The sequence below is a fragment of the Paenibacillus sp. NPDC057934 genome, from assembly GCF_042887565.1.
In the GTDB taxonomy this organism is placed as follows: domain Bacteria; phylum Bacillota; class Bacilli; order Paenibacillales; family Paenibacillaceae; genus Paenibacillus_AQ.
Map to the genome: position 1 here is coordinate 23,821 of NZ_JBHVPB010000021.1, position 26,960 is coordinate 50,780.

The 26,960-nt window shown below is 48.5% G+C and carries 24 protein-coding genes, 17 tRNA genes and 1 pseudogene; 4 read left to right on the top strand and 38 right to left on the bottom strand.

Annotated elements, in window-relative coordinates:
- Nucleotides 1–73 precede the first annotated feature (73 nt).
- From ACFVRY_RS28800 to ACFVRY_RS28875, 16 genes and pseudogenes are all read right to left on the bottom strand, one after another.
- Nucleotides 74–922, bottom strand: a complete 849-nt coding sequence (locus tag ACFVRY_RS28800; RefSeq protein WP_387503680.1) for a YwmB family TATA-box binding protein — start codon at nt 920–922, stop codon at nt 74–76.
- Between the two features lie 216 nt (nt 923–1,138).
- Nucleotides 1,139–1,786, bottom strand: a complete 648-nt coding sequence (locus ACFVRY_RS28805; RefSeq protein ID WP_175369894.1) for a response regulator — start codon at nt 1,784–1,786, stop codon at nt 1,139–1,141.
- Nucleotides 1,752–2,824, bottom strand: a pseudogene (locus tag ACFVRY_RS28810) (sensor histidine kinase). Before ACFVRY_RS28810 ends, ACFVRY_RS28805 begins: the two are co-directional and overlap by 35 nt.
- 43 nt (nt 2,825–2,867) lie before the next feature.
- Complete coding sequence (gene liaF / locus ACFVRY_RS28815) at nt 2,868–3,515, bottom strand: cell wall-active antibiotics response protein LiaF (RefSeq protein WP_387503681.1); 648 nt, start codon at nt 3,513–3,515, stop codon at nt 2,868–2,870.
- A gap of 582 nt (nt 3,516–4,097) precedes the next feature.
- Nucleotides 4,098–4,799 carry a PspA/IM30 family protein gene (locus ACFVRY_RS28820; RefSeq protein ID WP_066376094.1) on the bottom strand — a complete coding sequence of 234 codons (702 nt, stop codon included), beginning with the start codon at nt 4,797–4,799 and terminating at the stop codon, nt 4,098–4,100.
- Between the two features lie 2 nt (nt 4,800–4,801).
- Nucleotides 4,802–5,323, bottom strand: a complete 522-nt coding sequence (locus ACFVRY_RS28825; RefSeq protein ID WP_387503682.1) for a PspC domain-containing protein — start codon at nt 5,321–5,323, stop codon at nt 4,802–4,804.
- Nucleotides 5,307–5,984 (bottom strand): PspA/IM30 family protein, encoded by a 678-nt coding sequence (locus ACFVRY_RS28830; RefSeq protein WP_387503683.1) that lies wholly within the window; start codon nt 5,982–5,984, stop codon nt 5,307–5,309. The genes ACFVRY_RS28825 and ACFVRY_RS28830 overlap by 17 nt, the downstream gene beginning before the upstream one ends.
- Nucleotides 5,985–6,031: 47 nt before the next feature.
- The gene (locus ACFVRY_RS28835) at nt 6,032–6,334 is read right to left on the bottom strand and encodes a hypothetical protein (protein ID WP_175369873.1); all 303 of its coding nucleotides are present in this window, start codon (nt 6,332–6,334) and stop codon (nt 6,032–6,034) included.
- 270 nt (nt 6,335–6,604) lie between these two features.
- Nucleotides 6,605–7,438, bottom strand: coding sequence for a MetQ/NlpA family ABC transporter substrate-binding protein (locus tag ACFVRY_RS28840; RefSeq protein ID WP_387503684.1), 834 nt, complete (start codon nt 7,436–7,438; stop codon nt 6,605–6,607).
- Nucleotides 7,439–7,483: 45 nt separating this feature from the next.
- The gene (locus ACFVRY_RS28845) at nt 7,484–8,146 is read right to left on the bottom strand and encodes a methionine ABC transporter permease (RefSeq protein WP_387503703.1); all 663 of its coding nucleotides are present in this window, start codon (nt 8,144–8,146) and stop codon (nt 7,484–7,486) included.
- A complete protein-coding gene (locus tag ACFVRY_RS28850) occupies nt 8,139–8,900 on the bottom strand; it encodes a methionine ABC transporter ATP-binding protein (protein WP_387503685.1) in 762 nt (253 codons plus the stop codon). The genes ACFVRY_RS28845 and ACFVRY_RS28850 overlap by 8 nt, the downstream gene beginning before the upstream one ends.
- Nucleotides 8,901–9,203: 303 nt before the next feature.
- Nucleotides 9,204–9,917, bottom strand: coding sequence for a GntR family transcriptional regulator (locus ACFVRY_RS28855; RefSeq protein WP_387503686.1), 714 nt, complete (start codon nt 9,915–9,917; stop codon nt 9,204–9,206).
- 11 nt (nt 9,918–9,928) lie between these two features.
- On the bottom strand, nt 9,929–10,945 hold the full coding sequence (locus ACFVRY_RS28860) for a sugar kinase (RefSeq protein ID WP_387503687.1): 1,017 nt from the start codon (nt 10,943–10,945) through the stop codon (nt 9,929–9,931).
- Nucleotides 10,938–11,693 carry a 2-dehydro-3-deoxy-phosphogluconate aldolase gene (gene dagF / locus ACFVRY_RS28865; RefSeq protein WP_387503689.1) on the bottom strand — a complete coding sequence of 252 codons (756 nt, stop codon included), beginning with the start codon at nt 11,691–11,693 and terminating at the stop codon, nt 10,938–10,940. The genes ACFVRY_RS28860 and dagF overlap by 8 nt, the downstream gene beginning before the upstream one ends.
- Nucleotide 11,694: 1 nt before the next feature.
- A complete protein-coding gene (locus ACFVRY_RS28870) occupies nt 11,695–12,798 on the bottom strand; it encodes a DgaE family pyridoxal phosphate-dependent ammonia lyase (RefSeq protein WP_387503690.1) in 1,104 nt (367 codons plus the stop codon).
- Entirely contained in the window at nt 12,764–13,876 is a 1,113-nt protein-coding gene (locus tag ACFVRY_RS28875; protein WP_387503691.1) for an amidohydrolase/deacetylase family metallohydrolase, read from the bottom strand. The genes ACFVRY_RS28870 and ACFVRY_RS28875 overlap by 35 nt, the downstream gene beginning before the upstream one ends.
- A gap of 466 nt (nt 13,877–14,342) precedes the next feature.
- Between ACFVRY_RS28875 and ACFVRY_RS28880 the strand changes: the two genes are divergently transcribed.
- Nucleotides 14,343–15,095 (top strand): helix-turn-helix domain-containing protein, encoded by a 753-nt coding sequence (locus tag ACFVRY_RS28880; protein ID WP_387503692.1) that lies wholly within the window; start codon nt 14,343–14,345, stop codon nt 15,093–15,095.
- A gap of 119 nt (nt 15,096–15,214) precedes the next feature.
- Here the strand turns inward: ACFVRY_RS28880 and ACFVRY_RS28885 are convergent, their stop codons facing one another.
- From ACFVRY_RS28885 to ACFVRY_RS28905, 5 genes are all read right to left on the bottom strand, one after another.
- On the bottom strand, nt 15,215–17,716 hold the full coding sequence (locus tag ACFVRY_RS28885; RefSeq protein WP_387503693.1) for a hypothetical protein: 2,502 nt from the start codon (nt 17,714–17,716) through the stop codon (nt 15,215–15,217).
- A gap of 27 nt (nt 17,717–17,743) precedes the next feature.
- Nucleotides 17,744–18,916 carry an efflux RND transporter periplasmic adaptor subunit gene (locus ACFVRY_RS28890; protein ID WP_387503694.1) on the bottom strand — a complete coding sequence of 391 codons (1,173 nt, stop codon included), beginning with the start codon at nt 18,914–18,916 and terminating at the stop codon, nt 17,744–17,746.
- 38 nt (nt 18,917–18,954) lie between these two features.
- The gene (locus tag ACFVRY_RS28895; protein ID WP_387503695.1) at nt 18,955–20,292 is read right to left on the bottom strand and encodes an ABC transporter substrate-binding protein; all 1,338 of its coding nucleotides are present in this window, start codon (nt 20,290–20,292) and stop codon (nt 18,955–18,957) included.
- Between the two features lie 109 nt (nt 20,293–20,401).
- On the bottom strand, nt 20,402–21,256 hold the full coding sequence (locus ACFVRY_RS28900) for a carbohydrate ABC transporter permease (protein WP_387503704.1): 855 nt from the start codon (nt 21,254–21,256) through the stop codon (nt 20,402–20,404).
- Nucleotides 21,257–21,290: 34 nt separating this feature from the next.
- Nucleotides 21,291–22,211 carry a carbohydrate ABC transporter permease gene (locus ACFVRY_RS28905; RefSeq protein ID WP_387503697.1) on the bottom strand — a complete coding sequence of 307 codons (921 nt, stop codon included), beginning with the start codon at nt 22,209–22,211 and terminating at the stop codon, nt 21,291–21,293.
- Nucleotides 22,212–22,335: 124 nt separating this feature from the next.
- Between ACFVRY_RS28905 and ACFVRY_RS28910 the strand changes: the two genes are divergently transcribed.
- From ACFVRY_RS28910 to ACFVRY_RS28920, 3 genes are all read left to right on the top strand, one after another.
- Entirely contained in the window at nt 22,336–23,049 is a 714-nt protein-coding gene (locus ACFVRY_RS28910; RefSeq protein WP_387503699.1) for a response regulator transcription factor, read from the top strand.
- A 1-nt stretch (nt 23,050) separates the two neighbouring features.
- Nucleotides 23,051–24,421, top strand: coding sequence for a sensor histidine kinase (locus ACFVRY_RS28915; RefSeq protein ID WP_387503700.1), 1,371 nt, complete (start codon nt 23,051–23,053; stop codon nt 24,419–24,421).
- Between the two features lie 98 nt (nt 24,422–24,519).
- Nucleotides 24,520–24,822, top strand: coding sequence for a hypothetical protein (locus ACFVRY_RS28920; protein ID WP_387503701.1), 303 nt, complete (start codon nt 24,520–24,522; stop codon nt 24,820–24,822).
- A 302-nt stretch (nt 24,823–25,124) separates the two neighbouring features.
- Here ACFVRY_RS28920 and ACFVRY_RS28925 read toward each other — a convergent pair.
- The 17 genes from ACFVRY_RS28925 to ACFVRY_RS29005 all read right to left on the bottom strand — a co-directional run bounded on the left by ACFVRY_RS28925 (nt 25,125) and on the right by ACFVRY_RS29005 (nt 26,778).
- A tRNA-Leu gene (locus ACFVRY_RS28925) sits at nt 25,125–25,203 on the bottom strand.
- A gap of 29 nt (nt 25,204–25,232) precedes the next feature.
- Nucleotides 25,233–25,306: transfer RNA gene (locus ACFVRY_RS28930), tRNA-Cys, on the bottom strand.
- 9 nt (nt 25,307–25,315) lie between these two features.
- A tRNA-Gly gene (locus ACFVRY_RS28935) sits at nt 25,316–25,390 on the bottom strand.
- A 5-nt stretch (nt 25,391–25,395) separates the two neighbouring features.
- Nucleotides 25,396–25,470, bottom strand: a tRNA-Gln gene (locus ACFVRY_RS28940).
- A gap of 17 nt (nt 25,471–25,487) precedes the next feature.
- A tRNA-His gene (locus tag ACFVRY_RS28945) sits at nt 25,488–25,563 on the bottom strand.
- 46 nt (nt 25,564–25,609) lie between these two features.
- Nucleotides 25,610–25,685 (bottom strand) — tRNA-His (locus tag ACFVRY_RS28950).
- 46 nt (nt 25,686–25,731) lie between these two features.
- Nucleotides 25,732–25,807, bottom strand: a tRNA-His gene (locus tag ACFVRY_RS28955).
- Between the two features lie 23 nt (nt 25,808–25,830).
- Nucleotides 25,831–25,904 (bottom strand) — tRNA-Trp (locus tag ACFVRY_RS28960).
- Between the two features lie 6 nt (nt 25,905–25,910).
- A tRNA-Tyr gene (locus tag ACFVRY_RS28965) sits at nt 25,911–25,996 on the bottom strand.
- 5 nt (nt 25,997–26,001) lie between these two features.
- Nucleotides 26,002–26,077, bottom strand: a tRNA-Thr gene (locus tag ACFVRY_RS28970).
- 20 nt (nt 26,078–26,097) lie between these two features.
- Nucleotides 26,098–26,173 (bottom strand) — tRNA-Phe (locus tag ACFVRY_RS28975).
- Between the two features lie 12 nt (nt 26,174–26,185).
- Nucleotides 26,186–26,263: transfer RNA gene (locus ACFVRY_RS28980), tRNA-Asp, on the bottom strand.
- 4 nt (nt 26,264–26,267) lie between these two features.
- Nucleotides 26,268–26,344, bottom strand: a tRNA-Met gene (locus ACFVRY_RS28985).
- Nucleotides 26,345–26,385: 41 nt separating this feature from the next.
- Nucleotides 26,386–26,461, bottom strand: a tRNA-Val gene (locus ACFVRY_RS28990).
- 55 nt (nt 26,462–26,516) lie between these two features.
- A tRNA-Glu gene (locus ACFVRY_RS28995) sits at nt 26,517–26,591 on the bottom strand.
- Between the two features lie 15 nt (nt 26,592–26,606).
- Nucleotides 26,607–26,699: transfer RNA gene (locus ACFVRY_RS29000), tRNA-Ser, on the bottom strand.
- A gap of 3 nt (nt 26,700–26,702) precedes the next feature.
- Nucleotides 26,703–26,778 (bottom strand) — tRNA-Asn (locus ACFVRY_RS29005).
- Nucleotides 26,779–26,960 lie beyond the last annotated feature (182 nt).

The following is a 26,960-nucleotide window of genomic DNA, read 5'->3' on the forward strand; positions in this document are numbered from 1 at the left end:
ACCCTCGGAATATCGACAAAAGCGATCACCTTTTCTTATTATGGACTATATTTCAACTTATATGAATATCGTCTTAATATTCAATCGTAATCAGGGGAAGACCGATGGTTATTCTGTTCTCGTTATTGATATCATCTCTATGGACAGCCGCCTGCATACCCAGCTTATGACTGCCACTGACGACAAAGCGCTCCAGACCCGGCACTGTATAGGAGCGGTTGTAGGTAGCCTCGTCTTCATAGCTCTCTGCTTCAGCCAGCCCCGGAACCTGAGCAGCAAAGTTCTTTTCAGTCACTAGCAACGCCTCTTTAGGCTGCCCTTGCTCCTTGGCCGTTCCTTGCAGGGAGGCATTCCATTCAGCGTCAATCTCACTCTTCAGCATAAGCCTACCCAACTGTATAGCTTGATCCTGCCAATCCTCTGACTTAGCCAAATCTGCTGTCTCCAAAGTGGCTATCACATAGCTATGACCCTCGCCCAGTTCACTCCAAAAGAACGAAATCGAGGTATCCTCTGTCAGATGGGATGTAGAACGGTAGGTCAGATGACCATGCTCTTGAACAGCTGTAGGAATGTTTAGCCCAAGGTTTTCAGCCAGCTCCACAGCATTCAAAGGACCAGAAGCACGAACGACATCTTTCCCACTGTACTCACCCTGCCACTTCAGAACAAGACGCATGGGTGTTCCGGGTTGCGTAGCCCGCTGCCCTAGCAATGCCAGTAGAGAAAGGGACTCTTTCATACCGCTAACTCCGCCAATGTCTCTCGTATCAGCACCTTCAACAGCAACACCTACTGAGGCCACTTCCTTGAGCGATTGAGCTTCAGCTTCATTAAGGAATCCTACCACCAGAATCAGCGCAAGACTCAAACACAATACCAGCAGCGTTGCTTTCCCTGTCCCTTTATACCCGTTTCCCATCGTCCATCTCCCTTTCCATCCGATCTAGCAATCTACTAAACAGGATGGCCGGGGATGAGAGATTTTAAACCTGAATCCATTTCATAATTCGGATTTCAATCCGAATAGGTACAATATCAAGTTATACCTAAACCATGTACAACTTGATATTGATGATTAGACGCTCACTTATGGATTTATGAAATTGTTTCACCTGCAATAAAAAAAACCTGCGGATTACTCCGCAAGTCCGTTTTTATATGCATAAATGGCCGCCTGGGTGCGGTCCTCCACATCCAGCTTGGCGAGAATATTCGTCACATGGAATTTCACAGTCTTGATCCCAATAATTAGCTGGTCGGCGATATCCTGATTGGATTTACCCTGAGCCAGCAGACGTAGCACTTCCATCTCACGTTCCGTCAGCTCTTTATACGCCGGTGCTTCTACTTTCGCATCGTTGCGGAAGCGATTCATCATCTTGGAAGCCACCTGGGATTCCAGTACAGACTGTCCCCGGGCCGCAGCGCGGATAGCATCCGCGACTTCAGTTGCCCGTGAGGTTTTGAGCAGATAGCTGAAGGCTCCTGCCTCGATTACAGGGTACATTTTTTCATCATCCAAATAGCTGGTGAGTACAATGACTTTACAATCGGGAAATGTCTTCATCAACTGCCTCGTCGTTTCAATACCATCCATACCGTCCATGACAAGATCCATCAACACAACATCAGGATTATATTCATGGGCAAGGCGTATGCCTTCCTCCCCGCTCCCTGCTTCTCCCACTACTTCAATACCGTCTTCGGTACCCAGGACCGCAGCCAATCCGATCCGGACCATCTCATGATCATCGACTAGCAGTACCTTGATGGATGTCTCCATTTCCTCCATTGCTACCCTTCCCTCCTATTCATTGACTACCGGTACAGTAATCTCAATGCGTGTTCCTTTGCCCGGCGCGGTGATGAACTGAATGGAACCTCCAGTCTCTATAATACGCTCCTGCATATTCGACAGACCATAAGAGGTCTGCTTGTTCTCATCCAACTCAAAGCCCACACCATCATCTCGCAGCGTTAACCGCACCGTATCTCCGCGGCGGTGTAATCGAATCTCCATCTTGGAAGCTTTGGCATGCCGCAGCGTGTTGGAGATGGCTTCCTGCACAATGCGGAACAAATGGTTCTCGATCCCCTTCATCAGATGCACATCAGGGTCCATCTCGAACACAATCTCGATGGGCATTTTCTCTTGCAGCTCACGGACTAGCTCCCGCAGGCCCTGCTCCAATCCCTTGCCCTCCAGATATACTGGCCTTAAGTGCAGCAGCAAAGCCCGCATTTCCGACTGGGCCACTGCCGACATCTCTTCGATCAAGGCAATCTGACGCTGAGCTTTATCAAAATCTTTCTCGAGCGTCCGCCCCACCGCAGTAGCCGTCATAGAGATGGCAAAAAGCTGCTGCGAAACCGCATCATGCAGCTCACGTGCAAGCCGCTGCCGCTCCTCGATAATCGCTGAGACACGCGCCTGCTCAGCAAGCTGCGCATTGTTGGTGGACAGCCGCTGGAGGGTGTTCACCTGATTTTCCCATTTGACGCTGATCCGGCTCAGCTGTTCACCGAGCCTGCCGAGTTCATCGTCGCCAAGTTGCGGCATGGACAGCGTCAGGTTGCCTTTTTCCCACAGGACCAAGGTCTCCCGAAGGCGCTCAAGCTTACGCTTCACGCGAAAACCTTGATAGAACCCGAAGCCCATACCGAAACCTACAGGGAGCAGAACCATCGTAATCGCCGTTCGTACCCCAACCGTCCAATTCTCGAACGGCTTCAAATAACCATATGTATACATGATATACAGAATAACGAGCAGCATGACGAGGGAGAACAGAGCCCCCTCACCCATGCTGCGCGAAATCATATTCGTGTTCTTCTTTCCCACCCGGGGGCCCCCTTCCTTATGATCAAGACAGTCTGATATCCAAATCCCCTATTAAATAGGATACGTTAAATTTCACTTTATGTTCGCTGGTCTCATAATTGGGTGATTTCCAGTTCAGCCGGTTGAGCATGCCCGTATCCCGCTGAAGGCCAAGGTCTATCGATCCGAACAGGACAAAGGCCTCAATCTCCACCCCATAGCCTTCTGACAGATGAAGGTCAATATCGCCGAAAATCCCGTGAAAGAGCATGATCGTCTCCCGGTCATCCGCCATAGCAAGAGAAAGATCCAGATCCGCCTCTCCTAGCACATGCCAGGCACTAACACTCTGCATCACCCAAGGCACACGATCCCATTCAAATCTGGAGGAAAAGTTTTGCTTCTGCATAAACCTTGTCTGGTGCTGGAGCTTCTTGGATTTTCTAAAAAAGATGACCAGCGAGATCAGGCATATGCCGAGCACCAATACCAGATGATCCAGTAGCAGCATGACCGCGCCGATGCCAAGCAAGGTATAGCCTTGCTTCACTTTGCCTGTCGTCGTGCGGTAAATACCCAGCAGCAGGAACAGGAGGGCCACAATGGAGAAAAAGCCAATCCATCTGCCAAATATCATTATACAGCCAACGCCGATGAGACCTATGGCAATCAAACGGCTCCGCTTATCCATTTTTGCACCTCCTAAAAGTTTTGCGAAGCAAAACTAGCTTCGTAAGCATTGGCTTTAAGTTTTGCGAAGCAAAACTGACTGAGTAAAAAAATTCTCCAGAGTACCTCCGAAGTATAAATAAAGGCATTTTTGTACCTTAAATTGGCTGTAACTGAGGATCAGCTTAGATTAAGGGCAATTTTGTACGTTAATTCTTCTGATTTACGCCCTGCAGCGTATTTCTCAACAAATAAGGTACAAAATTGCACTTATTTGCTCAATTTCCCCAAAAACGAGGAATATAAGGTACAAAAATGCCACTAATTCCAAATAGAATACAAAATACAATCCAATGTACAGTGCCAAGCACAGTACCAAAAATCGTGCCAACTATAGTGCAATTCATCATCTTTGAAAAATCCGCGGCAATCTGCGGCAGAAAGTATAATTGCATCGAGAATGAAAGCCTTCAATTCCTTCTGCCAGTAACCAAATTTCTTAAGCGGATAACCGCTACAAAAGCCATACCGGTATGGGGACTCCATACCGTATGGCTTTTCCTAGTTCAGCATATCATATCCGCCTATATTTGGGGAACAGGCTTTAATCTTCTTTTTTGCTGATGGAAGGCGCCGAGGATGGGCCATTCAGCTTGTTTTTAAGTGCGGCGAGTTGTTCTTCAACCTTCAGTTGCTTCTCAGCGTCAACCGGACTGTAGGCTGTAGAAGGGCTGTATGGTGCACGCAGGACATCTGCTTCCGCTTCGAGTTGCATGATCTTCTCTTCCATGCGGTGGAATCCAAGGGATGCGCTGCCGCTCTCGATGGAATGCACACTGCTGATTTGCGACATTTGCTTCTTGGCTTTGGCCATTTGGGCACGGGATACCAGTTCATTGCGTTTGTTGCGCAGCTTGTAGAACTCATCCTTCATGTCATGCAACTGACGTACAAGATCTTTGGCTTGAACTTCAGCTTGACCGTGAAGCTGGCTGTACTCGGCTTCTTTTTGATCGAAGTAGATTTTTTCTTCCAACAGCTTGCGGGCCACTTCCTCTTGGCCGTTCTTCAGCGCCAGTTCAGCTTGGGCTCCACGTTGTGCGGACATTTTAGCGGCTTCCTCTACACGTTGTTTCATGCGGCGCTCATTGGCCATTTGTTTGGCGACCGTTACTTCCGCCTCGTGAATCTCAGCCTCCATATCGCGCAGATATTGATTGAGCATTACGATTGGGTCCTCTACCTTATCCAACAAGTCGTTTACCGACGCCTTAGTCATATCCTTAATTCTTTGAAATACTCCCATGATTACACTTCTCCCTTCTCATATTTAGACAGTTTTTGTTTAAGCTCTTCCACTTCTTTTTGCAGGGCTTTCTTCTCAATATCCTTCATCATGGCATCCAGGCCGGAGTCTGGAGCAGAATACGCTTGGCTTTTTTCAAAATTAGGGTTGTAGTTCGACTGACTTCCGTAGTGGCCGTATCCGCCGTTCCCACCATTTCCACCTTGGCCTCCATGACCACCATATCCTCCATGTCCGTGCGGGCCATGTTCTGGTCTGCCGGAGTGTGGTCCGCCGTATGGACCTCCGAATGGGCCACCAGGACCGAATGGACTCTGGTAATGCTCTTTCGGAATGATCAGTGCAGCGATGATATATACCGGAATGACCGTTCCGCCTGTGAACGGAATGCTGATCAGCAGCAGAATTCGGAATAAAGTGGAGTCAATACCTATGGTTTCCGATAAACCGCCGGCTAGCCCGGTTACGACTTTGTCTCTTCTTGAACGATACAATCGGGTCATAGTACTACTCCTTTCCGTCATTGTTCAGCTTCTCCTTTAAGCGGGCCATTTCCCTTTCGAGCACAGTGGCTACCGTCTCACCGGCTTGCACTGCATATTCCTGACCCATGCGCCGGAGATCACGCAGGCTTTTGGCTTCCAGCTCCCAATCGGTCAACCGGTCATCCAGACGTCCGAACATCTTGGGAACATCACCGCCATTGCCATAAGCACTGGCTCTTTGGTTCATCCGTTGCTGCAAGCGCAGCGACTCCATCCGTGCAGAGTAATATTGACGTTTGCTATATACGGTCTGATATTCCAGTTTCAATTCATTCAGCTGCGCTTCAAGCTCATACAGGGATTCCTTGCTTTGCTCCAAAAGTCCGCTGTATTGCTCCAGCTTTTCTTCGTGAATGATCTTTTCCTGCAAAGCGAGCTTCGCGAGGTGGTCCTCACCGGCTTTGAGTGCCAGAAGTGCTTGTTCCTCACGTTTGTCTCTCATGCCAGTCGCCTGATTTACCTGATTCTGCAGTTGCTTCGTGTGCGAGGCATATTGCTGGTAAAGTCTTTCCGCTTCGCTGATTTCCTCCCGGGTTGAATGTAGAAATTGATCAATCAGCTTCACGGGATCCTGGCTTTGCTCCAGACGTTCATTTAAGTTAGCTACAGTGATATCTCTCATGCGGCGAAAAACACTCATGATCTCCTGCTCCCTCCCTGCTTATATTCATTAAGTAAACTTATTTATTAGTAGGTACCAGATCTCTTTCCCTTCAATACCGAGATGCCCCAGACTACCAAAGCGATTCCCAGAAGCGGTCCAATGATCCAGGAAAGCTTCGCGATCAGAGACATAACACCGACGAACAATACTACCCAACCAATAAGCTTGTGACCTCTCTTGATTCCGTAGTACCCGAGAACAACCAGCAATACCGGGAACAACAATCTGAACATCCCGTGAATCAGAGGAAGCGCAATTCCCATCAGCATGAGGGCACCAATTACGATCAGTACAATCGCCAGCCCGTTTCCTTGTCTTCTTTGCATTTTTTCTCACCGCCTTTCGTTCTCCTTAACCTTATGCTCTTATTCTAGGGCAATCTGCGTTCTTTCAAAACAGACCGGGGACGGTTTTTGGTACTGGACCTTAGTCGGGGAAGGTATGGGACTGCAGGCTGTTAGAGGGCTGGACAGGCTCAAAAGTGCACTCATTTACGCGGAAAAATGCGGGTTTGGGGTAGTTTCCGCACAAAAAGGCAAACCCGGTACCATCACCGGATTTGCCCTTTTTCACATCATCTTTTTAATATACAGATCTTATTTAAAAGCAGGCAGCGCGATATCCGCGTAATTGTCCTCAAGGAATTTCTTCACCTCAGGGCCGCTGATCGCCTTGGCCAGCTTCTGGATGGCTTCGGAGTCCTTGTTGTCCTCACGTGCTACCAAGGTAATTGCGAACTCGGAATCCTCGCTCTCTGTAATCAGCGCATCCTTTGTCGGCGTTAATCCCAGCGGTTTGGCATAGGCAGGAGTCATCGCTACCAGATCGGCATCATCCAGCATACGGGACAGCATCAGAAGATCTACTTCCTTGAACTTGAAGTTCTTCGGATTCTCGGTAATATCAGCTTGTGTAGCTTGAATGCCTACGCCTTCTTTCAGTTTAATCAGTCCGGCAGCTTCGAACATCACCAGGGAGCGGCCGATGTTGGACGGGTCATTCGCCATGACGAGTGTAGCACCTTCAGGCAGATCAGCGATGTTCTTGTACCGTTTGGAATAACCGCCATAGATTGCGTTATACACCGGTTGAACAGCTACCAGATGTGCACCCTTGCTGTCATTGAACTGCTTCATGTAAGGAACGTGCTGGAAGAAGTTCGCATCCACTTCCTTGTTCGCCAGGGCTTCGTTCGGTTGTACGTTATCCGATAGTACCACAACTTCCATGTCCACGCCTTCTTCTTTCAACAGCGGTTTAACGATATCCAGAATATCCGTCATCGGTGGAATAAGCAAAGCCACTTTAATGTTTACAGGCTCGGCGCTTGTCGGTGCCGGTGCTGCATCATTCACGGATGTATTTTTGTTACCACAACCTGCCACGATCAATACCATTACTGCAAACAGCGCAATTATAGACTTCTTCATTAGTTTCGTTACCCCCAGTTTAATATTTGTATATAGATCCAAGCTTTATTTCTTGTCCAGCAGTCGCGCTATAGTGCTTCCACTGAACTGGACGATCTGTACCAGTACAATCATGACCACGATCGCGTAGGCCATCACTTCGGTCTCATAACGTTGGTAGCCGTAACGGATCGCAAAGTCGCCAACCCCGCCGCCGCCAACCACACCCATCACCGTGGAGAACGAGATGAAGCTAATAGTTGAGGTCGTTAATCCCAGCACGAGCCCTGAACGGGCCTCGACATACAGAAATTTAAAAATCAGTCCTAGCTTGGAAGCTCCCATCGATAACGCCGCCTCCGTAGTTCCGCGCGGAATCTCCAGCAATGCCTGCTCCACCAGACGGGAGTAATAGGCAATGGCGACAATGGACAACGGAACTGTGGCCGCAATCGTTCCAATAGCCGTTCCCACAATCAGACGAGTCACAGGAATCATTGCAACAACGAGCAGCAAGAATGGGAAGGAGCGCACGATGTTCACCAGCGTGTTCAGCACCAGAGACAACTTCTTATTCTCATACAGCTGACCCTTGCGGCAAAAATAGAGCAGCGTTCCCAGCGGAAGGCCCAGCAGCACCGCCGCTCCCACGGAAATGCCGACCATGACGAAGGTCTCCCCGATAGACTGCCACATTTGTTCCTGGTATTTGAAGGCATTCTCAAGCATGATCTTCCCTCGCTTTGCCAAGAATCTGCTCCCGGTAGGAACCGGAGCTGCTTGCCGCAGGAAGGAACTCTCCGTCCGCCCGGGAGAAGGTATCTACTATTCGTCCATCCTCCATCACGGAGACATGGCTGCACAGTCTTTTGACGACATCCATCTCATGCGTGACGATGACAATCGTGACCCCAAGCTTCTCGTTGATATGCTTCAGCACTCCAAGAATCTCCGTAGTCGTTGCCGGATCAAGCGATGATGTTGGCTCATCGCATAGCAGCAGCCCCGGATGATTCGCCAGTGCACGGGCAATGGCTACCCGCTGCCGCTGTCCACCACTGAGCTGGGCAGGATACTGCCCGGCTTTATCTGCCAGTCCAACAAAGCGCAAGCATTCCTCCACCCGCTCCGTTCGCTCACGCTTCGGGACACCAGCCAGTTCCAGAGGGATGGAGACATTCCGGCTGACCGACACATTCGCTACAAGATTGAACTGTTGAAAAATCATCCCGATCTTCTGTCGTTCCTGGCGCAGCAGCTTCTCCGGCAGCACGGTCATCTCTCGGCCATTGAGGCTAACGCTACCTTCATCCGGCCTTTCCAGTAGGTTGATCAACCGTAGCAAAGTGGACTTTCCCGCCCCGCTTGCCCCGATAATTCCGTGTATAGATCCCTTTTCAACTTCAAGCGTCACCGAATCTACCGCCTGATACACGCCATCCTTGACTTCAAAGCTCTTGCTTATACGGCTCAGTGACAGCATATGAATCCCCTCCTTCCCATGCCTTACGGCAGCAGCAAGTGATCAGGTAAATATTGTACTATAAATATTCAAAAACTGTTTTATTCAAAATCTCCTTAAATAATAAGGTATTTTATCGTCTGTGTCATTAATTTTCTTAAAATGATATATCCTCTTTTGGAAAAGCACCACGAATACAAAAAAATCCCCGCCGCGAGAATGAATCGCGAAGAGGATTTTACTGATTATAACCCGAACTGCTTACTGATATACCACATACTTAAACAACGTCTGCATAATTACACATCTGCACAGCTTGTAGATCTACACATCATAGTCAGCTACATAGCTCTGCAATTCCGTATTATAATAACCGATGCTCCATTCCATAGCTGTTCCCTGCTCGTTAAAGGAATAACGCGTTCTCTTCAATACATGGCTATTGCCTAGCAGACGCAGATTCTGCTCCACCTCTGGCGGGGCGAGGGCAACAGAGAATTCATCCCGAAGTCTGTCGGGTGAAATACCCTGCTCTTCAAGCCATTCATAGAGAGATCGTCCGCTAAAGCTGGATAGCTCTAAGTCCTCCACGGTCATGCTCAGATAATGCGTATAATAAATGTAGGGAGCATCGTTAAGGAAAAAAATACGTTCCAGCTTCAGACAACGCTCACCGAACAGCCGATAAGGCTCAGTGCCCTCTACACATGGGTGCACCTCTGCACGCAACCACTCCTTGCGGATGGTATGTCCTGCTTCCACGAGAATTTCCGTGAAGTGCTTCCACTTAGACAGCCGGGAGGTCTCCTTGTTGCGGATGACCTTAGTGCCTCTCCCGCTGCCTTTTTCCAGAAACCCTTCCTGAACCAGCTCTTGAACGGCGCCCCGGACAGTAATCTTACTGACGGCAAACTCCTTTTCCAGCTTCGGCTCGGAAGGAATGATGGACCCCAGCGGGTACACGCCGTAAAGAATCCGTTCTTTTAAAATATGCTTGATTTGCAGGTACAACGGTCTGTCTTGCCTCGACAAACTCATGACAAATTCCACTACCTTTCCACATCGCCTACGGCTTCCGTCATCGCACGGAAAATATCCCCTTCCGAAGCCTTCGGCGTATCGCCGGAGATCGTATGAGCGAGCATGCCCGCCACCGCTGCGAACCGGACGGTTTGCTCTGCAGGCCAGCCCTCTAATTCCCCATGGATAATTCCACTCGCGTAGGCATCTCCTGCACCGATTCTATCATATACAGAGAACCTTAGGGGATCAGCGAACACCAAACTTTGATCCTTGTATATGTAGCCGAGCAATGAATGGGAATTGTCGCCGTGAATTTCCCGGTGGGTTCCAGCAATGACCTTAATGCCATACTCGCCGGCTACAACCGGAATGAGTTCTTCGAGCTGTGCCTTACGTCCCTCTTTGTCCGTGCTCATCCCTAGGGTCCACAAGGCGTCTTTTTCAGTCATCATAACGATGTCCGCCAGCTTTAGCATGTCCTCATAGTATGGCTTAGCCCGGGTATGACCTTCCGCTCCCCAGAGCGAAGCGCGATAGTTAGAATCGAAAATCACCAGTCCCCCCTGCGCTTTCACCGCCAAGGCCAGTGCCTTCATATGGCTTCGGACTGCATCGTTCATGGCCAGCGTAATGCCGCAGAAATGAATGGCAGCGATGGACTGGGCCATCCCTTTATAATCATAGGTGGCTTCAGGTGCCGTATTGAAGCTGCTCTCTAAACGATTAGTATAGGTTACCCGGCCGGGGCGTACACCGAACCCATTTTCGAGAAAATACATCCCCAGATAATCTCCTCCGCGCTGAAGGAATTCCGTGCTGATTCCGAGTCCCCGCAATTCGGTGGCCGCAGCGTCTCCGACCGGGTTCTGTGGCAAGCGTGAGATCAGGGAGCCCGTATGCCCGAAGTTGGCCAGCGCTGACAGCACATTCACACCGGTTCCTGAAAAAGAGTAGCGAAGCATATTGCTCTGGGACAGCAGATCATGGCCCGGCACCTGCAGGCGCATCATGACCTCGCCGAAGGCGGCAATCTTTTTAGGCATAGGCATTAGCCAGCTTTTTCATGATTTGCACCAAAGTCCGCACGTCGTCTATATTCGTCTTGCCAGATGCCTTGTCGATAATCGAAGAATACACATGGGGGATAATCTGCTGCACTCCGGCTTCCAGAGCGATGCGCAAAATGGCTTCAAAATTCCCCATATCAATGCCGCCGGTTGGCTCCAGCGCAAAGTTTTCCTCGGCGCAGGCCTTGGCTACAGCACGATATTCCTCTTTAAGCTCCAGGCCTTGCATTGGGAAATACTTGATCGCATTCCCGCCCATATCCCGGATCAACGCAATCGCTGCCTTAACCGGTACAATGGCGTGTTCCTCTCCCGCTGCGCTCAGCGGACCTGTCGAAATATTCACATAACCCGGACGACCAGTAGGAGACACCAGACTGTTAATCCAGCTGTCCGTGCCCCCAAGATTGGCCCGGGTAGCTCCCACGGCAGGAAACACCTGATTGATATGGCTTCCCCCGTAATGCTTAGCAATCTCGGCCACCACGGCTGCCTGACGGTTATCTCCGGCACCAAGCCCAATCGACACGGCATCGTCAATCTCCTTACCGTACTCGCGCATTGCGGTCACGGCTTCTTCTGCTGTCTTATAGCTTTTAGAAAGAACGCCTACCAGAACATATCCTTCTGCCGCTTCATAAATATCTTTGGCGTTCTCAATATCCTTAGCTAGTACATTTAAAGCCACCCGATTGTTGTAGAAACGCTTTGCAATGTTGGGCATGTTATTTTCCTCCTGCTAATTTATAAATTTCTGATTGGATAACCTGTATGTCATCGCCAAGCAACGGACGCGGATCAATGTCAAAATAGCCCTGTCTTGCGCCGTAGTCCCGTGTATATATGGCGATATCGCCTTCTCTGAGCTTCTCTACAGCTGTTATAGCGTTAATTCCAGTCTGCCCTTGATCCAAATGCACACGCCCCCGATAGATCGCGCGTCCCGCCTCGTCCTGCGCAATCGTTACCTTCACACCAGGCACTTCGTTCAGCGTGAGCAAGGTTTGGAGCATCTCTTTTTCCTGTTCGCTGCGGTCTTCCTTAACGATGTATTCGTCCAGCGCCTGTAGCAGTCCAAAGGCTGTCTCCTTGCCCACCTTCATGCTCCGCCCTATGCCATGCAGCTGTACCTTCAGCCATTCGACATACGTTCGCCGCCCGGCAACGATGCCGGAGGTCGGACCTTCAATCGCTTTAGAGCCGCTATAGATGGCTAGGTCAGAACATTTCACGTACTTGTGGAGATCTTCCTCGGCTGCAGCATCGACAATGAGAGGAACCCCCCGCCGCTGGGCGATTTCCCAGGCTTCTTCGACAGAAATCATATTTTTTTGAACCGCATGATGTGATTTCACATAGAGAATCGCTGCGGTGGTATCGCTGATAGCATCCTCAATATGCTCGCTTCGACCTTCGTTGGCATAGCCAACCTCGACCAGTTTGCCTCCGCCCAGGTACACCATCGTCTCTACAGGCGCACCGTATTGCACATTGTGACCTTTGAGGATAATGATCTCATTTCGCAGAATCTTATCCTGATGCAGACGCTCGCTGATGCGGCGGTTGCCTTGCGTCACCAAGGCGGCTACCGACAGCGCGATTCCGCTGGAAGCTGAGTTTACGATCACAGCCGCTTCGGAGCCAAGAATACGTGCAATATAATCTCCGCCCTTGTCGACCAGATCGGCAATTTCCACATACCTCTGCCCGCCTTTTTTCATAGCCTCCATAACGGTATTGCTGGGTGCCGATACGCCTAGTATGCTCATGCGTCCGCTGGCATTAATAACACGCTTAAGTCCGTACTTCGCATTCAATGAATTCTCCATGTGTAACAGCTCCTTTAACCTGGATGAGTTGATCTGTATTTCTTTGCTCTCCTTCAGAATCCACCAGTACGGCTGGCCCGTTCTCTACGGTGAACAATGTAAGGTTGGCAGGTTCTCCGATCACTATCCGCCCCAGCTCCGGCTTGCCCAGCCAATCCGCTGCCCGTGTAGTGACTGCTGCAAGTGTATCCTCTAGTGAATAGCCCAGATACAAAAACTTAGATAACACGTTCGCCAAGCTGTAGACCGGACCGTTCAGCCGGTTGTTGCGATAAATATCGGTGCTGATGGTATCCGGCGGAATGCCGTAACGCTTCGCCGCTTCAGCGATTTTGAAGGAAAAGCTTGCTGTCCCATGGCCTACATCCAGATGAACACCCCGCGCAATCGCCTCTTGCAGCACCTTCAGGGGTTGACCTTCTTCGTCGAACAGATTATTGCTCTTGCCATTCAGATAATGAGTGATGATATCTCCGCGCTCGAGCAGCGGCACCACCTCCTCGATCTCCGGGGGACCGGAGCCGATATGCACCATGAGTGGTAATCCTGTCTCGTCAGACAATTCTCTGGCTCTGCGCAGCGGTTCAATGCCCTGCTCTCCCACTACGCTTTGGCTGATTCTTGCCTTTAATCCGACGATGAACGCGCGGTTCTTCTGCACGGCTTCCTGAACTCTAATCTTGTCGATCCATTCCAGTTGAGACAATTCATCCACCCGCTGCAATCCGATCCGGGAAATGTTCAGAAAAGCAAACAGATGAGTCTTGGCGGTACTTGCGCTGGCAGCCAGTTCAGCGATCCGGTCACCCCCACAGCTCCCGGCATCGACAATCGTGGTGACACCCTGTCTCACGCCTATTGCGTCAATCTCGTCACCATAAGGATGAAATTCGGGAAAAGCATGCACGTGCATATCAATCCATCCACTGGTCACAAATGCTCCAGCCCCACCCCACTCTTGCTGTCCACGACCTGCCCCAGGCTCCGTAATGTCTACAATTAGGCCATTTTCTATGACGATATCCAGGGCCTGCCCATTAATGCTTTTTAAATTACGAAGCACGAGCCTTTCTTCCAACTCTCCCACCTCATTCATTATAACGTTATAATGTTTAATGACAGTATGAACCTGCGGATCAACGGTTTTCTTACTCCTATCATATTCAAGTTACCGGTACCTGGCAAGTACTTTACAAGAGACCGTCCATTCCAATCATTTGCTATAAAAAAAGGAAGATTTCTAGCGTCTGAACTTGAGCAATTGACTCTACGCCGAGGACTGCACAATTTACATTAGTCTATTTCTAGTTTGGAAATGTAAAACAAATAATGATAATCATTAATTCCCCCTATTTCATTATTAATCGGATTCTCCCATGATATTCCTCTGCATAAATCAACCAATTTCCGAACGATATGGACAATCGGATTGCGAATATTCGTTTTAACTGATACGATCATAACAAATATCATTACAAATAATGATATAGTTTCGATTATATTTTTGTGTGATTCGGCTAAAAGAGTCAAGAAGGAGGAGCAACATGGTACGTGTTCTATATATTGTAAGTGCAGAGCGAGAATCTGGAACTTATATTCCCCCGCTTCAGCATAAATGCTACGAATTGGTTTACTATATAAAGGGATTGGGAACCAGTAATGTCGGAGCGCGCAGTTATCATTTTCGCAACTCATCCTTCTCACTGATCCCGCCGAATACCAACCATGACGAGAGCCATCAACCTGAAGCCGACATTTTATTTGTAGGTTTTCATTGCGATAACCCGCAGATGAATGCGCTGGCCGGGGTTTATGAAGATGATAAAGAACAGACTGTATTGCACCACTTGCTGCGAATGAAAGAAGAGTTTAGCCGGAAACGTGATGGTTTTGTGGAACTGCTGAATCTTCAGATGAGCGAAATCACTGTTCACTTGCTCCGCTTGCTGGGAGCTCCAGGATCTCCATCGCTTTCAGAGGACCGTGTACAATATGTTATGAATTATATGGACGAGCATTATCGGCAAAAACTGCCGATCGGCTCCCTGGCAGAGATGTCCGGCTATAGCTATGACCGGTTCCGCCATTTATTCAAAGAACGCTACGGCTGCTCGCCGCTGCGTTATCTTCTTCTAAAGCGTTTGGACTATGCCAAATCGCTGCTTAAGCACACACAAATGCATATCTCTGAAGTCTCCGAAGCTTCAGGCTTTGTGAACGATGCCCAGTTCTGCAACATGTTCAAGCGGGAGATCGGCCTGACCCCACGAACTTTCCGTATCAACCATAGAGCCTAACTAGTGCTATTATTCATGTATTCAGCCATCTTCTTTCTTGCTTCTGTATGCTAGCACGCCAAAAGCCGTGAGACTTCCCTCACGGCTTCTTCTCTATCTTTCTTAATAACCATATTTCATTATAGCTGGTCGTTTTTCTTTCTTTGCAAAGTAAGCTTATACGTTTGTGTTGCCAGTAACTTTCGCTGCCCTTGGAATTCATCGTACACATTCAACCGGATGGCTCCTCCGTCCAACGTCTTATATCCATCACTAGTTAACGTCAGCGCATATCGTTTGAAGCTCCCTACCTGAAGGTCCGTACCGAAATTCAGCGTCTGAGACATGGACTGCCCAAGAGGATCAATGAGTTCCAGCACAAGCTTGTGCTCATATGGTCCTGCTTCATACAGATTGCTAATTTCCAGATTATATTTCAATACCGCATTCAGCGTATCACTGCCTATAGTGACTGTGGCATCTGCATCCGTAATGGAAAGCGTGTATGGAGACATATTTACGCCCAGCAGATTGTTTTGCGGCTCCGCAGTAACCATGTTCAGCCCCAGCGACACTGTGTTGATATAACCTGTAGGTTTGCCACCAGGTGAAGTTAGCTTGCCATCAGCGACCCCTGCCCCCAGATACAGTACCAGCTTTGTGGGGTCCACATTCGCGGGAATCTTGCTCCAGATTGTCACTAAGCTTTTCCCAGTGGGACCCGGGGATGTTTCCGACTGACTGACCTTTGCCTCATAGTAGTAATTGTCCTGCGTCTTATAGTACGCCACAAGCTGCGCCTGATCGGCTCTGCGCTTCTCCTCATTGGTCATAATCAGCTCTGTATACATGACGCCCGACCCCACACCTGGATAGACAGTGGTAAGAAGCTCAACGACCTCTGCTTTCTTCCCTACTAACTCTAGCTTAAAGGGGCTGAGAGGTTCGATCTCTTTTACCTGGTTATACAGTTGGGTAGTGTTCAATGTCAGGAAGTTCTGCTTCTCCTCCCCTACCGTTTCCTGGAGTTCAATCTTTAAATGATTGAATGTATACGCATAAGGAACTGTGAACAGAACATAGACGGCAGCAGTCTCATTCGGAGCCAGAATCGTTTGGGTATCTTCCGTCACCACCTGCGAAGTGTTGCTGACATTGTTGTCCTCAGCCATGACCATCCCTTTAAGGGTAGGGAGCTGTACGGAAGTGGATTGCAGATTACGAATGTTGATTTTGACCACCATTTGATCTTTATCAAGCCACGGCAGCCGTTGAATATTTGCGAGCTTCACACCGAACTTGCCATGGTTGTTATCTACCATATATTCTGAGTCCTGCCACTGGTTACTTTGTAGGGAATAAGGAATCTGATAGTAAGCAGTCGGGAAAATAATCTTCCCCTCCGCAGTAGGCTCTACCAACTGTAACTGTAGCTTGGCCTGATCGACCGATAATGGAACCTCAGCAGTCAGGTCGATGGTTTTCTCTTCTAACGGCTTAAGGGTTAGACTCGAGAACGCCTTGGAATCTACCGGGAAGCTAAAGCCTTCCGACGCTTTCACTTCAAGCTTATACGCAGGTAGCGTAACGGATTTATTGCCGCTATTTTTCACCCGGAATTTCAGCTCCCACTTGGCCGAATTGCCGCTTGCAGCTACCTTTGCACTTTTCAGCTCAGTTTCTACAGTGTTATTGCTGATCAGAATCTTCTTCACCACAGTACTTGGGACCACGAGATTGGGCGTAGTAGCTGCCGGAAGATTATAGGTGGCCACTGGTAGCTCAATCTTTAGCGTACTGTCCTCCTGGGAGAACTGTAGGCGCATTTTATCTGTTTTAATATAGGAAGGAATTTCAGTCAGGAAAAAAATGGTTTTCTTCTCCTTGGGCTGCACTTTATGATTCGCTCCTGCTGTATCATCCAAAGACAGCTTGAAGATCGAGCCTCCCGCTGAGGTAAGGTATCCTTTTAAATTCAAGTCCTCAAGCACTTTCGTGCCGAGATTGGAGAAGCTGATGCCTACTTTTACATATACTTTTCCATTATATTTGTAGATTTGTAGGCTTTCGGCCTTGGTGCTAACCGGCTGGTTGTTCAGTATAAGATTTTTGCTCTGATCTTGGGGAACGATGATGGAATAGGCAGCAGGGACGGTAAAGGTACCGAGCTGTCTGCGGAAATCCGCACTGTTGAAATCCCAGGTATATAGGGAAAGCTGCATTCCACTGATCTTGTTAGCCTTGCCGATATTCACATAATAAGTGACGCTCTGAGTAGATTTAGCAGGAATAGATTTGGCATATGTACTGCTGGTCACTGTATTTCCCTGAACAACGGTACCTCCCGGTGTAGTCACTTTATTGAAATAGTCTTTTAAAAGAATACTGCTATTGGTACCATTCGTATAGCTGAACGAGTACGTCAGTATATTACCGTTATCCTGCTCCATCAGATTGACATCGGTCAATTTGACGCTAACCCCATTCTTCAGAGCGATTGTCCCCAATTGGTCCAGTGTAAAACTTTGAGGTGCAGTTGGAGCAGCACTTGCAGTAGTCGTGTACCCCCCATAGCCTGCTGTCTGAATGAAAAGCGCTGTACAGAGCAGTATGGCTGCACCAGTCGTTCTAAGTTTGTTCATTACACTCCCTCCCGCTTTCAGTCTTTCTCATTTTAGTCTTATCCGATTGCCCTCCTGCAAGGGCTCACTTGATTCTGCAATCAATTGCTCATCCTTTAAAAGCCCGCCCAAAATAATCGTTTCTTTATCCACGGTATCACCTTGGACAACATACGCCTTTTGAACCCTATAGGTCGTTCCAAGTGTGCCTCTATTTTCACGGACCACCCATACATAGCTGCTCTCTTCATCACTCTTGATCAGCTCACTCCGGATCACCAGTCCTTGCTCTGCGGGCTCCTTCTGAACAACTACCGCTGCCTCCTCATCTCCCTCCGTTCCTTCCGCCGGCAGCGATATAACAATTTTTCGCTTATCCGAGCTCTCAGAGGCGTTTTGCTCGCCTTCTCCCTTGTCATTTGGGCCTGGAGCTGAAGTGGCAATCGTGATCTTGGATATCATGCCGGTGAACTTTTCCTTTTCTTTTCCTTTCAATTGAACAGGGATCTTCTCACCTTGCTGCAGCAGCGCTGCCGCATCCTTGTCTAACGTGAAAGAAAATTCATATCCTTCACTTAACTGGACGATTGTCATAAGCTTTTGCCCCTGTCCAATCATCATTCCCCGCTCTGCTGGTAGTTCAATAATTCTTCCATCAAACGGCGCGCGGACCATCCGGCTTTTGCCTAGCTCACGCTTTAGCCGTTCAATATTGCGCTGAAGACTGTCCCGATCCAAGGTGTTAATATCCAGTTCCCGCTTGGCACTGATCATCCCTTCTTCGTCTTCGGCATTGCCAGCGGCAATATACTGCTCTTTCAGCTTTTCCCGGTTCAAGTCGTGTTTCTTGAGTTGGTATTCTGCCTCCACCAGCTCTTCTTGCGACTTGGTGCTGTCGAAAGACACTAACAGCTGTCCTTTTTTTACGCGATCCTTCTCCTTCACATGCACTTCGCTAATCAACCAGCCGTTATCACTGTTGAGTGTCTTCAGCTTCTTCGGTGTGAGGATGCCGCTGCCTTTAATATGATGCACCAGACGCTTACTTGAAGGTTTCTCGGTGGTCACTTTCGGCAGCATTGCCGTCTCTAGGGTATTACTGAATAATGTTAGACCGGCCAGCAGCACAAAGAATAGGATTAGCCCTATACTTGCCCAGCGTTGTTTTCCCTGCAGTAACATCTGCTGCTCCTCCATTTCTTCCCTGCCTCTAAAACTCATGATAGGGAAAGATCGACTAACGATCTCCCCCTCTTCCGTTACTCATTCAAATACGTTTTCGCTCGGTTTTGGATAAGTTTACTTACTTCTTCTGCCGATTTCTGTCCGCTCATGAAGCTGCTGAACTCTTCCATGACGATCGTTATCACTTTCATATCGCTAGATCTTCGAAAATTGGTTTCCGAGATCAGCTGCTCTACCACTCCAATCCGTTTTTTTACCGTTTCGCTATCCGGCAGCATGTCTAGTGGTATCATGGTTTCCAGCGTTCCGTTCTCGATTTTTTGGAGGGTTTCCTTGAATTTTTTATCGGTGATCCCTTTATTCAGTGGTATTCCCGTGAGATTCGGGGAAGCCTGCATTTCATCAGAAAGCAAAAACTTGATGAATGCCCATGCTTCCTGTTGAACGTCGGATTTGCTGTTTATCCCCAAACTGTACGTAGGCTGGAACGGTGTACCAACCTTTTGCCCGCTCACGTTCGGCTTCTGGTAATAATCCATACCCCGAGGCTTCGTCAGTGCTTGCTCGGGGCTGAATACATTCAGCATTTGAAATGCCGCATTACCGTTATCGAACGACATTCCATCGCTGAGCAAGCCTTCGTCATACATCAATTTGATTTCTGTCATCATATTGCGGAATAAATCCGAGTCGAAGTTCGGCTGGCCCTGCCCTACGAGCTGAGTGTAATTGTCATCAATAGAATCGAAGAGCAGCGACATTGGATCCAGGCTAATAAGCTTTTCGGCATCATCTTGCTTCTTCAGTTTTTGGGCAACATCCTTGAACTGGCTCCAGTTCCACGATTTATTGACGTCCACTGAAATATTCGCCTTCTTCAATAACTCTGTATTTCCCTGGAACAGGGAGAGTGAAAAAGAGAGCGGCATGGCATACAAACCTTCTCCGTCTTGGGATGCCTGCAAAATATTAGAGAATAGCGCGTTTCGATCGAACGAACTGTCTTTGGACAATAGATCGTTCAAGTTCACCAGCAGTTTTTTGGCGACGAATTTGTCCTGGGGTAATTCACTCATGAGAATAAGATCGGCCCCTTTGCCAGAAATGACTTGCGTCGTCACCGATTGCACGTACTTTTCTACGTCTCCCAGCGAGATGGACTCTACCGCCATGCCACCTTCTGCAACTGGATCCGACGCTTTATATTCCTTCATTTCAATATGAATATCCTTATGCTGCTCCTCAAATTGTCGCGCTGCAGTTTCCAAGAAACGATCTTTCCTCATAACAGAGAGGACGACAGTTTTCTGGCCACCCTCTTTCTCGACTTTGGAATCGCCTCCCTCATTGCCAGAACAGGCCGATAACAGCAGCGCGCTAGATAACATGACGATTAACCCTATTTTTTTCAAAAGAATCATCCTCTCAATTTAATCAAATTTGATTGTTGTCGGAGAAATACAGCCACTGCAAAGCCAGCAATCCTTTCTCTTACAGGATCACGTTGCCAATTCTCTTCGCTCAGCCTTTCACGCCGGAAAGCTGGATTCCTTCGATAAAATACCGTTCGGCACTTAAGAATAGAAGCACCATTGGCATCATGTAAATAACCGAAGCGGCAAAAGAGACGCCAAGCGCATCTTCCTGTATGCGGGAGAGAAACACAGAGAGTGGCTGCAACGCAGCATCCTGCAGAAAAATAAGCGGCTGCTCGACCATGTTCCAATAGTCTACGAATAGGAGTACGACAAGTGCGGCAACGCCCGGTTTCACCATTGGAAGTGCGATCGATATGAATATGCGTAAGTATCCCGCCCCATCGATTTTAGCTGCTTCAATAAAAGCCGAATGGATCTGGAGCATGAATTGTCGTAGCAGAAACACGCCAAAGGCGCCGAATATACCGGGTAATATGATGGAGCTAGGGTGATTCAGGAGGCCCAGCCGATCAGCCATCAAGTAATTGGGCACGAGCGTTACCTGGAACGGCATCAGCATCGTCATCAAATAAAGTAAGAACAGTCCATCCCTGCCCGGAAAATACAGCTTGCCGAACGCGAACGCAGCGAGCGTTGCCACAAACGCTTGTCCGATAATGATAGGAATCACTAGCATTACTGAATTCCAGAACAGGTACAGAAATTGCGGAGTAGCGATTAGTACTTTGTTATATTGCTGGAACGACACCCAGTCGGGAATCCATTGTAGATTTACGAATACGCTCGTATCGGTTTTGCCTAGCATGCTGTAATTCGACGTAATTTCCCGCTCTGTCATGAAGGAACTGACAATGTTCAAGACAACGGGCATAAGCAGCAGGACGGCGATGGAGATCAGTAACAACGATCGCAACAGCGGTGCCACCCATTGCTTCATCACCTCATTCACCTCCTTTACCTTTTTCTTGCGTTTATTCCATATAAGAGCGGAAAACCTGCTCCGTACGAAACAGAATCAACATAAGCACCATAATGCAAAGCGCCATCAACACCGCCGCGGACGATACCTTCTGGATATCAAGGGACAGGAACATATTGTTCATGTAATGCTGCATCATATAGATGCGATCATGCGGGTATGCACCGGCGACAAGATACGTCTCGCGGAACACCTTGAATGAATTCAGCACAGACATGAGTACAACCAGAAATGTCGTCGGTGTCAAATACGTGAGTGTAATTCCGAACAGCCTGCGAATCGGACCTGCGCCTTCCAGATTTGCAATTTCATAATATTGATCCGGAATGTTCTGCAAGCCAGCCAAGAACAAAATGACGTTGTATCCGATGTTCTTCCATACATAGACCAACACAATCACAAATCCAGCCCAATCGGATTTCATCCAATCATGACGGCTATAGCCGAAATGCTGCAAAACAGCGTTTAATGTGCCGTTCCAATCGAATAAGATTTGCCAGACTAGCACAATCGAAGCAACAGGTACAACAAGCGGCAGTACATAAGCTGTGCGTATCCAGTTCCGAATGAGTACCCGTTGATTCAAGAGTAATGCCAGCAAGAGAGATACAACGACGAGAATCGGTACGCTGATCGTAGTGAACCAGAACGTATTAGTCATCGCTTTCTGAAATGAAGTACTGAAGAACAGTTCCTTGTAGTTGGACAACGTGAAGCTTCCTCCGATTCGATCCTGGAATGAGTTCATGACACTCTGACCGAACGGAATGAGATAGAATAAGGAAAATCCACATAAGCTTGGAGCTAGAAAACCTACGGCAGCTAGAAGCTCCCTGCGTGCCAGACGGCGCAACTTCACGAAGAAACCTCCAATCAAGAGCCGTTCAATGCTTTGTGCGGAACGGCTGTACATCGATTAGTTTACAAACAAATTTGGGAGTAAATATGTAAGCAATGTGGAAAACGTGTGGAATCGGGCCTTATCTGAATTTTTTATGGTAGAATTGTCCTCGGGTAAATGTTGAGGAGGTTACTGCATGAAGTCCTATCAAATCGCCATAGTCGACGACGATGCCCAGATCCAGGAAATCGTTGCGGCTTATTTGTATAAAGAGGGATACCGTACGATGACGTTATCTACTGCTGAAGACGCTTGGGAGCTATGGAAGAATGATCCGCCAGATATGTGGATTCTCGATATCATGCTTCCGGGGATGAACGGCTTCGAGTTATGCAGGAAAATTCGCAAAGAGGCGGAAGTGCCAATCATCATGATTTCAGCGCGCGATGAAGAAGTTGATCGCATCTTAGGGATTGAACTAGGCAGCGACGATTACTTGACGAAACCGTTCAGCCCAAGAGAATTGGTAGCGCGCGTGAACCGCTTGTTCCACCGGATTAGCTCGATTTCCCAAACTCAGGGCAACCCTGTCCCTTCTCAGCCAGGACATGCAGAGTTGGAAGTTGGTGAACTGCGGCTCGTTCTGGAAGAGCGGCGCGTTTTCTGGCGAGGGGAAGAAATCGAAATGACACTGAAGGAATTTGAATTGCTGCAAACGTTGTCTGAGCAACCAAATCGGGCGTTCACCCGAGACGCGTTGCTTACCTTGATTTGGGGAGATAATTATTACGGCTATGACCGGGCAATCGACGATCTGGTGAAACGGCTGCGTAGAAAAATAAAGGAACTTCCTGTCGACACCATAAGGGGGCACGGCTATCGTCTGCGGACGGAAAGGACGGAGCAATAAAATGAGAATGATTTATCGGCTTCATCTTTCATTTGCATTTCTGCTGCTATGCATTCTGGCGATTACCGCCGTTCTGATTCATCCGCTACTGCTCGACACCTTAGTGGATAGCCAGCGAAAAGAGCTGCGGGATCAAGCCAGTTGGCTGATGAATTTAAGTCCAGTCATGCCGCTTACGTCGGTTCAGCAAACAGATGCGCTCAAAAATTCCAATACGACTACATGGCCCGGGAATACTAGTGCGATATTGATTGCACCTGGAGAGAAAGTAGTTTACAGTACGCTGACCGGTGAAGCAACGACGGAATTGATGGAATTATCAAAGCAAAGCCCCACCGGGTCAGGGGAAATCTGGCAAAGAACAAATGATCAATATATTGTCGAAACGTTAACGTCAGACCAAGACAGTGATCTGCACTGGCAGGGTGTCACGGCAGTGATGGCAGCTCCGCTAAGTAAGATTAAAGCAATGCAGCTCGCCTTGTTTGAACGGCTAATGATCATCTTGTCCGTTGGCGGGGTCGTTTCTTTCTTACTGAGCATGCTCATTACGAGAAGACTCGTCAAACCGCTCGAGGAGCTTAGAAAGGAATTACACAAGGTGAAAAAGCGCCGTTTCTCCGAAGTTCGATTGATTGAAACGGGTGGCGAAATCGGAGAAGTTGCCAAAGCCGTCTACGATCTCGCCAGCGAATTAGAGAAGTATCAGCGTACGCAGAAGCAGTTTTTCCAAAACACCTCACACGAGTTAAAGACGCCGCTCATGTCTATTCAAGGATACGCCGAAGGCATCAAAGATGGCATCTTTACGGGGGACCATGCCAATAAAGGTCTGGATGTCATCGTCAAGGAATCTGAACGGCTCAAAAAAATCGTGACAGAATTGATTCTTCTCGGCAAGCTGGAAAGCGAAGCAGGCATATTCCATTTGGACCACGTCCCGGTACGAGAGTTAATCGCCGAGACGTTAGAACGCATCAATCCGCTGCTCGTCAAGAACCGCTTACGGGTCGAATTTAACGGGTTAGGTAGCGAACAAGAGCACTCGATTTATGTTGACCGCGAGAAAGTACTCCAAGCGCTGATTAACATTATGGGCAACGCAGCTCGATATGCCAAGGAAACGATCCGTATCCAAACTTCTGCCAATGCTGAAGGGATTGCTATCAGAATCACCGACGACGGTGAAGGCATTCCTGAGCCGTTATTATCCCAGCTTTTTGAGCGGTTTGCGAAAGGAAAGAACGGGGAAACGGGACTAGGCCTAGCGATTTCCCGCGCCATTGTCGAGCGATGCCGTGGCCGTATTTCAGCCCATAACGAGCCGGATAGCGGCGCAGCATTTGTTTTGCATTTTCCGGCCTGTTTCTAGATTCCATCAGAATTCCATCCAAATTCCATCGGAATTCCAGATAACTAAGCTAAACTTCTAAAGTGTAAGACAAATACACATATAGGAGTTTGATTAGAATGAAAAAGAAATTAACATTGCTAAGTGCAGTGCTGGCCATCTCCCTTGTTTCCGCTCAATCTGCTTTCGCTGCCAATACAACACCAGCGACTGGCCAAAAAGCCGATACTACCTTTACCAAGACCAATCCTGGTACTGCTCCAATGGGACAACTCACCGATACAACGAAAGCTACTCCCGTGAAAGAAGAGCCCCCCAAGCCAACAGCTACTCCAACAAAAAAAGACAAAGCTAAAACACCAGCCAAGGCGCCGGCTAAGGCCAAAGCACCAGCTAAAACAGACAAGAAGAAAAGCAAATAAGATTGCTATAAGTTATAGGAGGAGCCAGGAGTAGTTCCCTGGCTCCTCCTTATTTTAATTCTCCAGTTGCTAACCCCCTTTGTCGCTTCCGAAGTCCCCCTGCCATTAGCCAGCCTCTATCAGATATCATGATCTGCGCCTTAGCTGCTCAAGTTTACTTTTAGAAAATAGTGTCGGGATGAAGGTTCAAGAGTGGCTTGGTCAGAGTGATTATTTAATTACAACCAATATTTATTCTCACTTGAAGCACATGAAAAAAGGTACATTAGATTTAATATCTAATGTACCTTTTGTTCTTTTAATACCGGTGAGAGGACTCGAACCTCCACGGTTTCCCACTCGATTTTGAGTCGAGCGCGTCTGCCATTCCGCCACACCGGCATATTCAATTATTAAACTTCAATAAATAATGGAGGCGCCACCCAGATTTGAACTGGGGATAAAGCTTTTGCAGAGCTTTGCCTTACCACTTGGCTATGGCGCCGTAAAATAATGGAGCGGACGACGGGAATCGAACCCGCGACCCTCGCCTTGGCAAGGCGATGCTCTACCGCTGAGCCACGTCCGCATAAATGGCTGGGGATATAGGATTTGAACCTATGCATGACGGAGTCAAAGTCCGTTGCCTTACCGCTTGGCTAATCCCCAACAATCATTTTAAAAAATGGGGCGACTGATGGGTCTCGAACCCACGAATGCCGGAACCACAATCCGGTGCGTTAACCCCTTCGCCACAGTCGCCATATGAAACTAAATTAATTAAGCCTATTATTTTCAGTAAAGTGAATGGGGCGACTGATGGGTCTCGAACCCACGAATGCCGGAACCACAATCCGGTGCGTTAACCCCTTCGCCACAGTCGCCACATGAATCTGACTTAATTAAGCCTATTATTCTTAGTAAAGTGAATGGGGCGACCGATGGGTCTCGAACCCACGAATGCCGGAACCACAATCCGGTGCGTTAACCCCTTCGCCACGATCGCCATATTAAACTTTAATAAAAAATTGGCAGGGGCAGCAGGAATTGAACCCACACCAACGGTTTTGGAGACCGTTGTTCTACCTTTAAACTATGCCCCTAAAAAATGGTGGGGGATGATGGATTCGAACCACCGAACACGTACGTGAGCAGATTTACAGTCTGATGCGTTTGGCCACTTCGCTAATCCCCCAAAGATGGTGCCGGCGAGAGGACTTGAACCCCCAACCTACTGATTACAAGTCAGTTGCTCTACCAATTGAGCTACACCGGCATATTAAGTTGTATACTTCATGGTGGCTCGGGACGGAATCGAACCGCCGACACGAGGATTTTCAGTCCTCTGCTCTACCGACTGAGCTACCGAGCCATAAAGTCTAAATGGCGGAACCGACGGGATTCGAACCCGCGATCTCCTGCGTGACAGGCAGGCATGTTAGGCCAACTACACCACGGTTCCAAATTGGTTGCGGGGGCAGGATTTGAACCTGCGGCCTTCGGGTTATGAGCCCGACGAGCTACCGGGCTGCTCCACCCCGCGTCATTAAAAGCATATCTGATTCTCTCCCGAAGGAGGTTACATGGTGGAGGCTGAGGGGATCGAACCCCCGACCCTCTGCTTGTAAGGCAGATGCTCTCCCAGCTGAGCTAAGCCTCCATAACGAACAATTGTTATCATACCAAATTTCACTATGTAAAATCAAGTATAAAATTGGTGACCCGTAGGGGATTCGAACCCCTGTTACCTCCGTGAAAGGGAGGTGTCTTAACCCCTTGACCAACGGGCCATGCTGTAATAATAGTGGCGGAGAGAGAGGGATTCGAACCCTCGAGACGCTTGTGGCGCCTACACGATTTCCAATCGTGCTCCTTCGGCCAAACTCGGACACCTCTCCATATGGCTCCCCGAACAGGGCTCGAACCTGTGACAACTCGATTAACAGTCGAGTGCTCTACCAACTGAGCTATCAGGGAATATTCATATCAGGCTTGATCGCCTGAAAACTGAATCCGAATTGAATTTGCGTTCGCCCTTCTTACGGGGCCCCCGGAAAGTACTCAGAATCGGCTTCGTCAGCCTCTTCTTCACTTTTTGGGGTAGTTTTAGGATAAGCCCTCGACCGATTAGTATTGGTCAGCTCCATGCATTACTGCAC

Bases quoted from the DNA above. Each gene is read 5' to 3' on its own strand.
- dagF (WP_387503689.1), bottom strand. From the start codon at position 11,693: ATGCCCAACATTGCAAAGCGTTTCTACAACAATCGGGTGGCTTTAAAT.
- ACFVRY_RS28800 (WP_387503680.1), bottom strand. From the start codon at position 922: ATGGGAAACGGGTATAAAGGGACAGGGAAAGCAACGCTGCTGGTATTG.
- ACFVRY_RS28885 (WP_387503693.1), bottom strand. From the start codon at position 17,716: ATGAACAAACTTAGAACGACTGGTGCAGCCATACTGCTCTGTACAGCG.
- ACFVRY_RS28910 (WP_387503699.1), top strand. From the start codon at position 22,336: ATGAAGTCCTATCAAATCGCCATAGTCGACGACGATGCCCAGATCCAG.
- ACFVRY_RS28920 (WP_387503701.1), top strand. From the start codon at position 24,520: ATGAAAAAGAAATTAACATTGCTAAGTGCAGTGCTGGCCATCTCCCTT.
- ACFVRY_RS28840 (WP_387503684.1), bottom strand. From the start codon at position 7,438: ATGAAGAAGTCTATAATTGCGCTGTTTGCAGTAATGGTATTGATCGTG.
- ACFVRY_RS28915 (WP_387503700.1), top strand. From the start codon at position 23,051: ATGAGAATGATTTATCGGCTTCATCTTTCATTTGCATTTCTGCTGCTA.
- ACFVRY_RS28880 (WP_387503692.1), top strand. From the start codon at position 14,343: ATGGTACGTGTTCTATATATTGTAAGTGCAGAGCGAGAATCTGGAACT.
- ACFVRY_RS28835 (WP_175369873.1), bottom strand. From the start codon at position 6,334: ATGCAAAGAAGACAAGGAAACGGGCTGGCGATTGTACTGATCGTAATT.
- liaF (WP_387503681.1), bottom strand. From the start codon at position 3,515: ATGGATAAGCGGAGCCGTTTGATTGCCATAGGTCTCATCGGCGTTGGC.
- ACFVRY_RS28845 (WP_387503703.1), bottom strand. From the start codon at position 8,146: ATGCTTGAGAATGCCTTCAAATACCAGGAACAAATGTGGCAGTCTATC.
- ACFVRY_RS28855 (WP_387503686.1), bottom strand. From the start codon at position 9,917: ATGAGTTTGTCGAGGCAAGACAGACCGTTGTACCTGCAAATCAAGCAT.
- ACFVRY_RS28860 (WP_387503687.1), bottom strand. From the start codon at position 10,945: ATGCCTAAAAAGATTGCCGCCTTCGGCGAGGTCATGATGCGCCTGCAG.
- ACFVRY_RS28820 (WP_066376094.1), bottom strand. From the start codon at position 4,799: ATGGGAGTATTTCAAAGAATTAAGGATATGACTAAGGCGTCGGTAAAC.
- ACFVRY_RS28805 (WP_175369894.1), bottom strand. From the start codon at position 1,786: ATGGAGACATCCATCAAGGTACTGCTAGTCGATGATCATGAGATGGTC.
- ACFVRY_RS28850 (WP_387503685.1), bottom strand. From the start codon at position 8,900: ATGCTGTCACTGAGCCGTATAAGCAAGAGCTTTGAAGTCAAGGATGGC.
- ACFVRY_RS28830 (WP_387503683.1), bottom strand. From the start codon at position 5,984: ATGAGTGTTTTTCGCCGCATGAGAGATATCACTGTAGCTAACTTAAAT.
- ACFVRY_RS28905 (WP_387503697.1), bottom strand. From the start codon at position 22,211: ATGTACAGCCGTTCCGCACAAAGCATTGAACGGCTCTTGATTGGAGGT.
- ACFVRY_RS28890 (WP_387503694.1), bottom strand. From the start codon at position 18,916: ATGAGTTTTAGAGGCAGGGAAGAAATGGAGGAGCAGCAGATGTTACTG.
- ACFVRY_RS28825 (WP_387503682.1), bottom strand. From the start codon at position 5,323: ATGACGGAAAGGAGTAGTACTATGACCCGATTGTATCGTTCAAGAAGA.
- ACFVRY_RS28900 (WP_387503704.1), bottom strand. From the start codon at position 21,256: ATGAAGCAATGGGTGGCACCGCTGTTGCGATCGTTGTTACTGATCTCC.
- ACFVRY_RS28870 (WP_387503690.1), bottom strand. From the start codon at position 12,798: ATGGAGAATTCATTGAATGCGAAGTACGGACTTAAGCGTGTTATTAAT.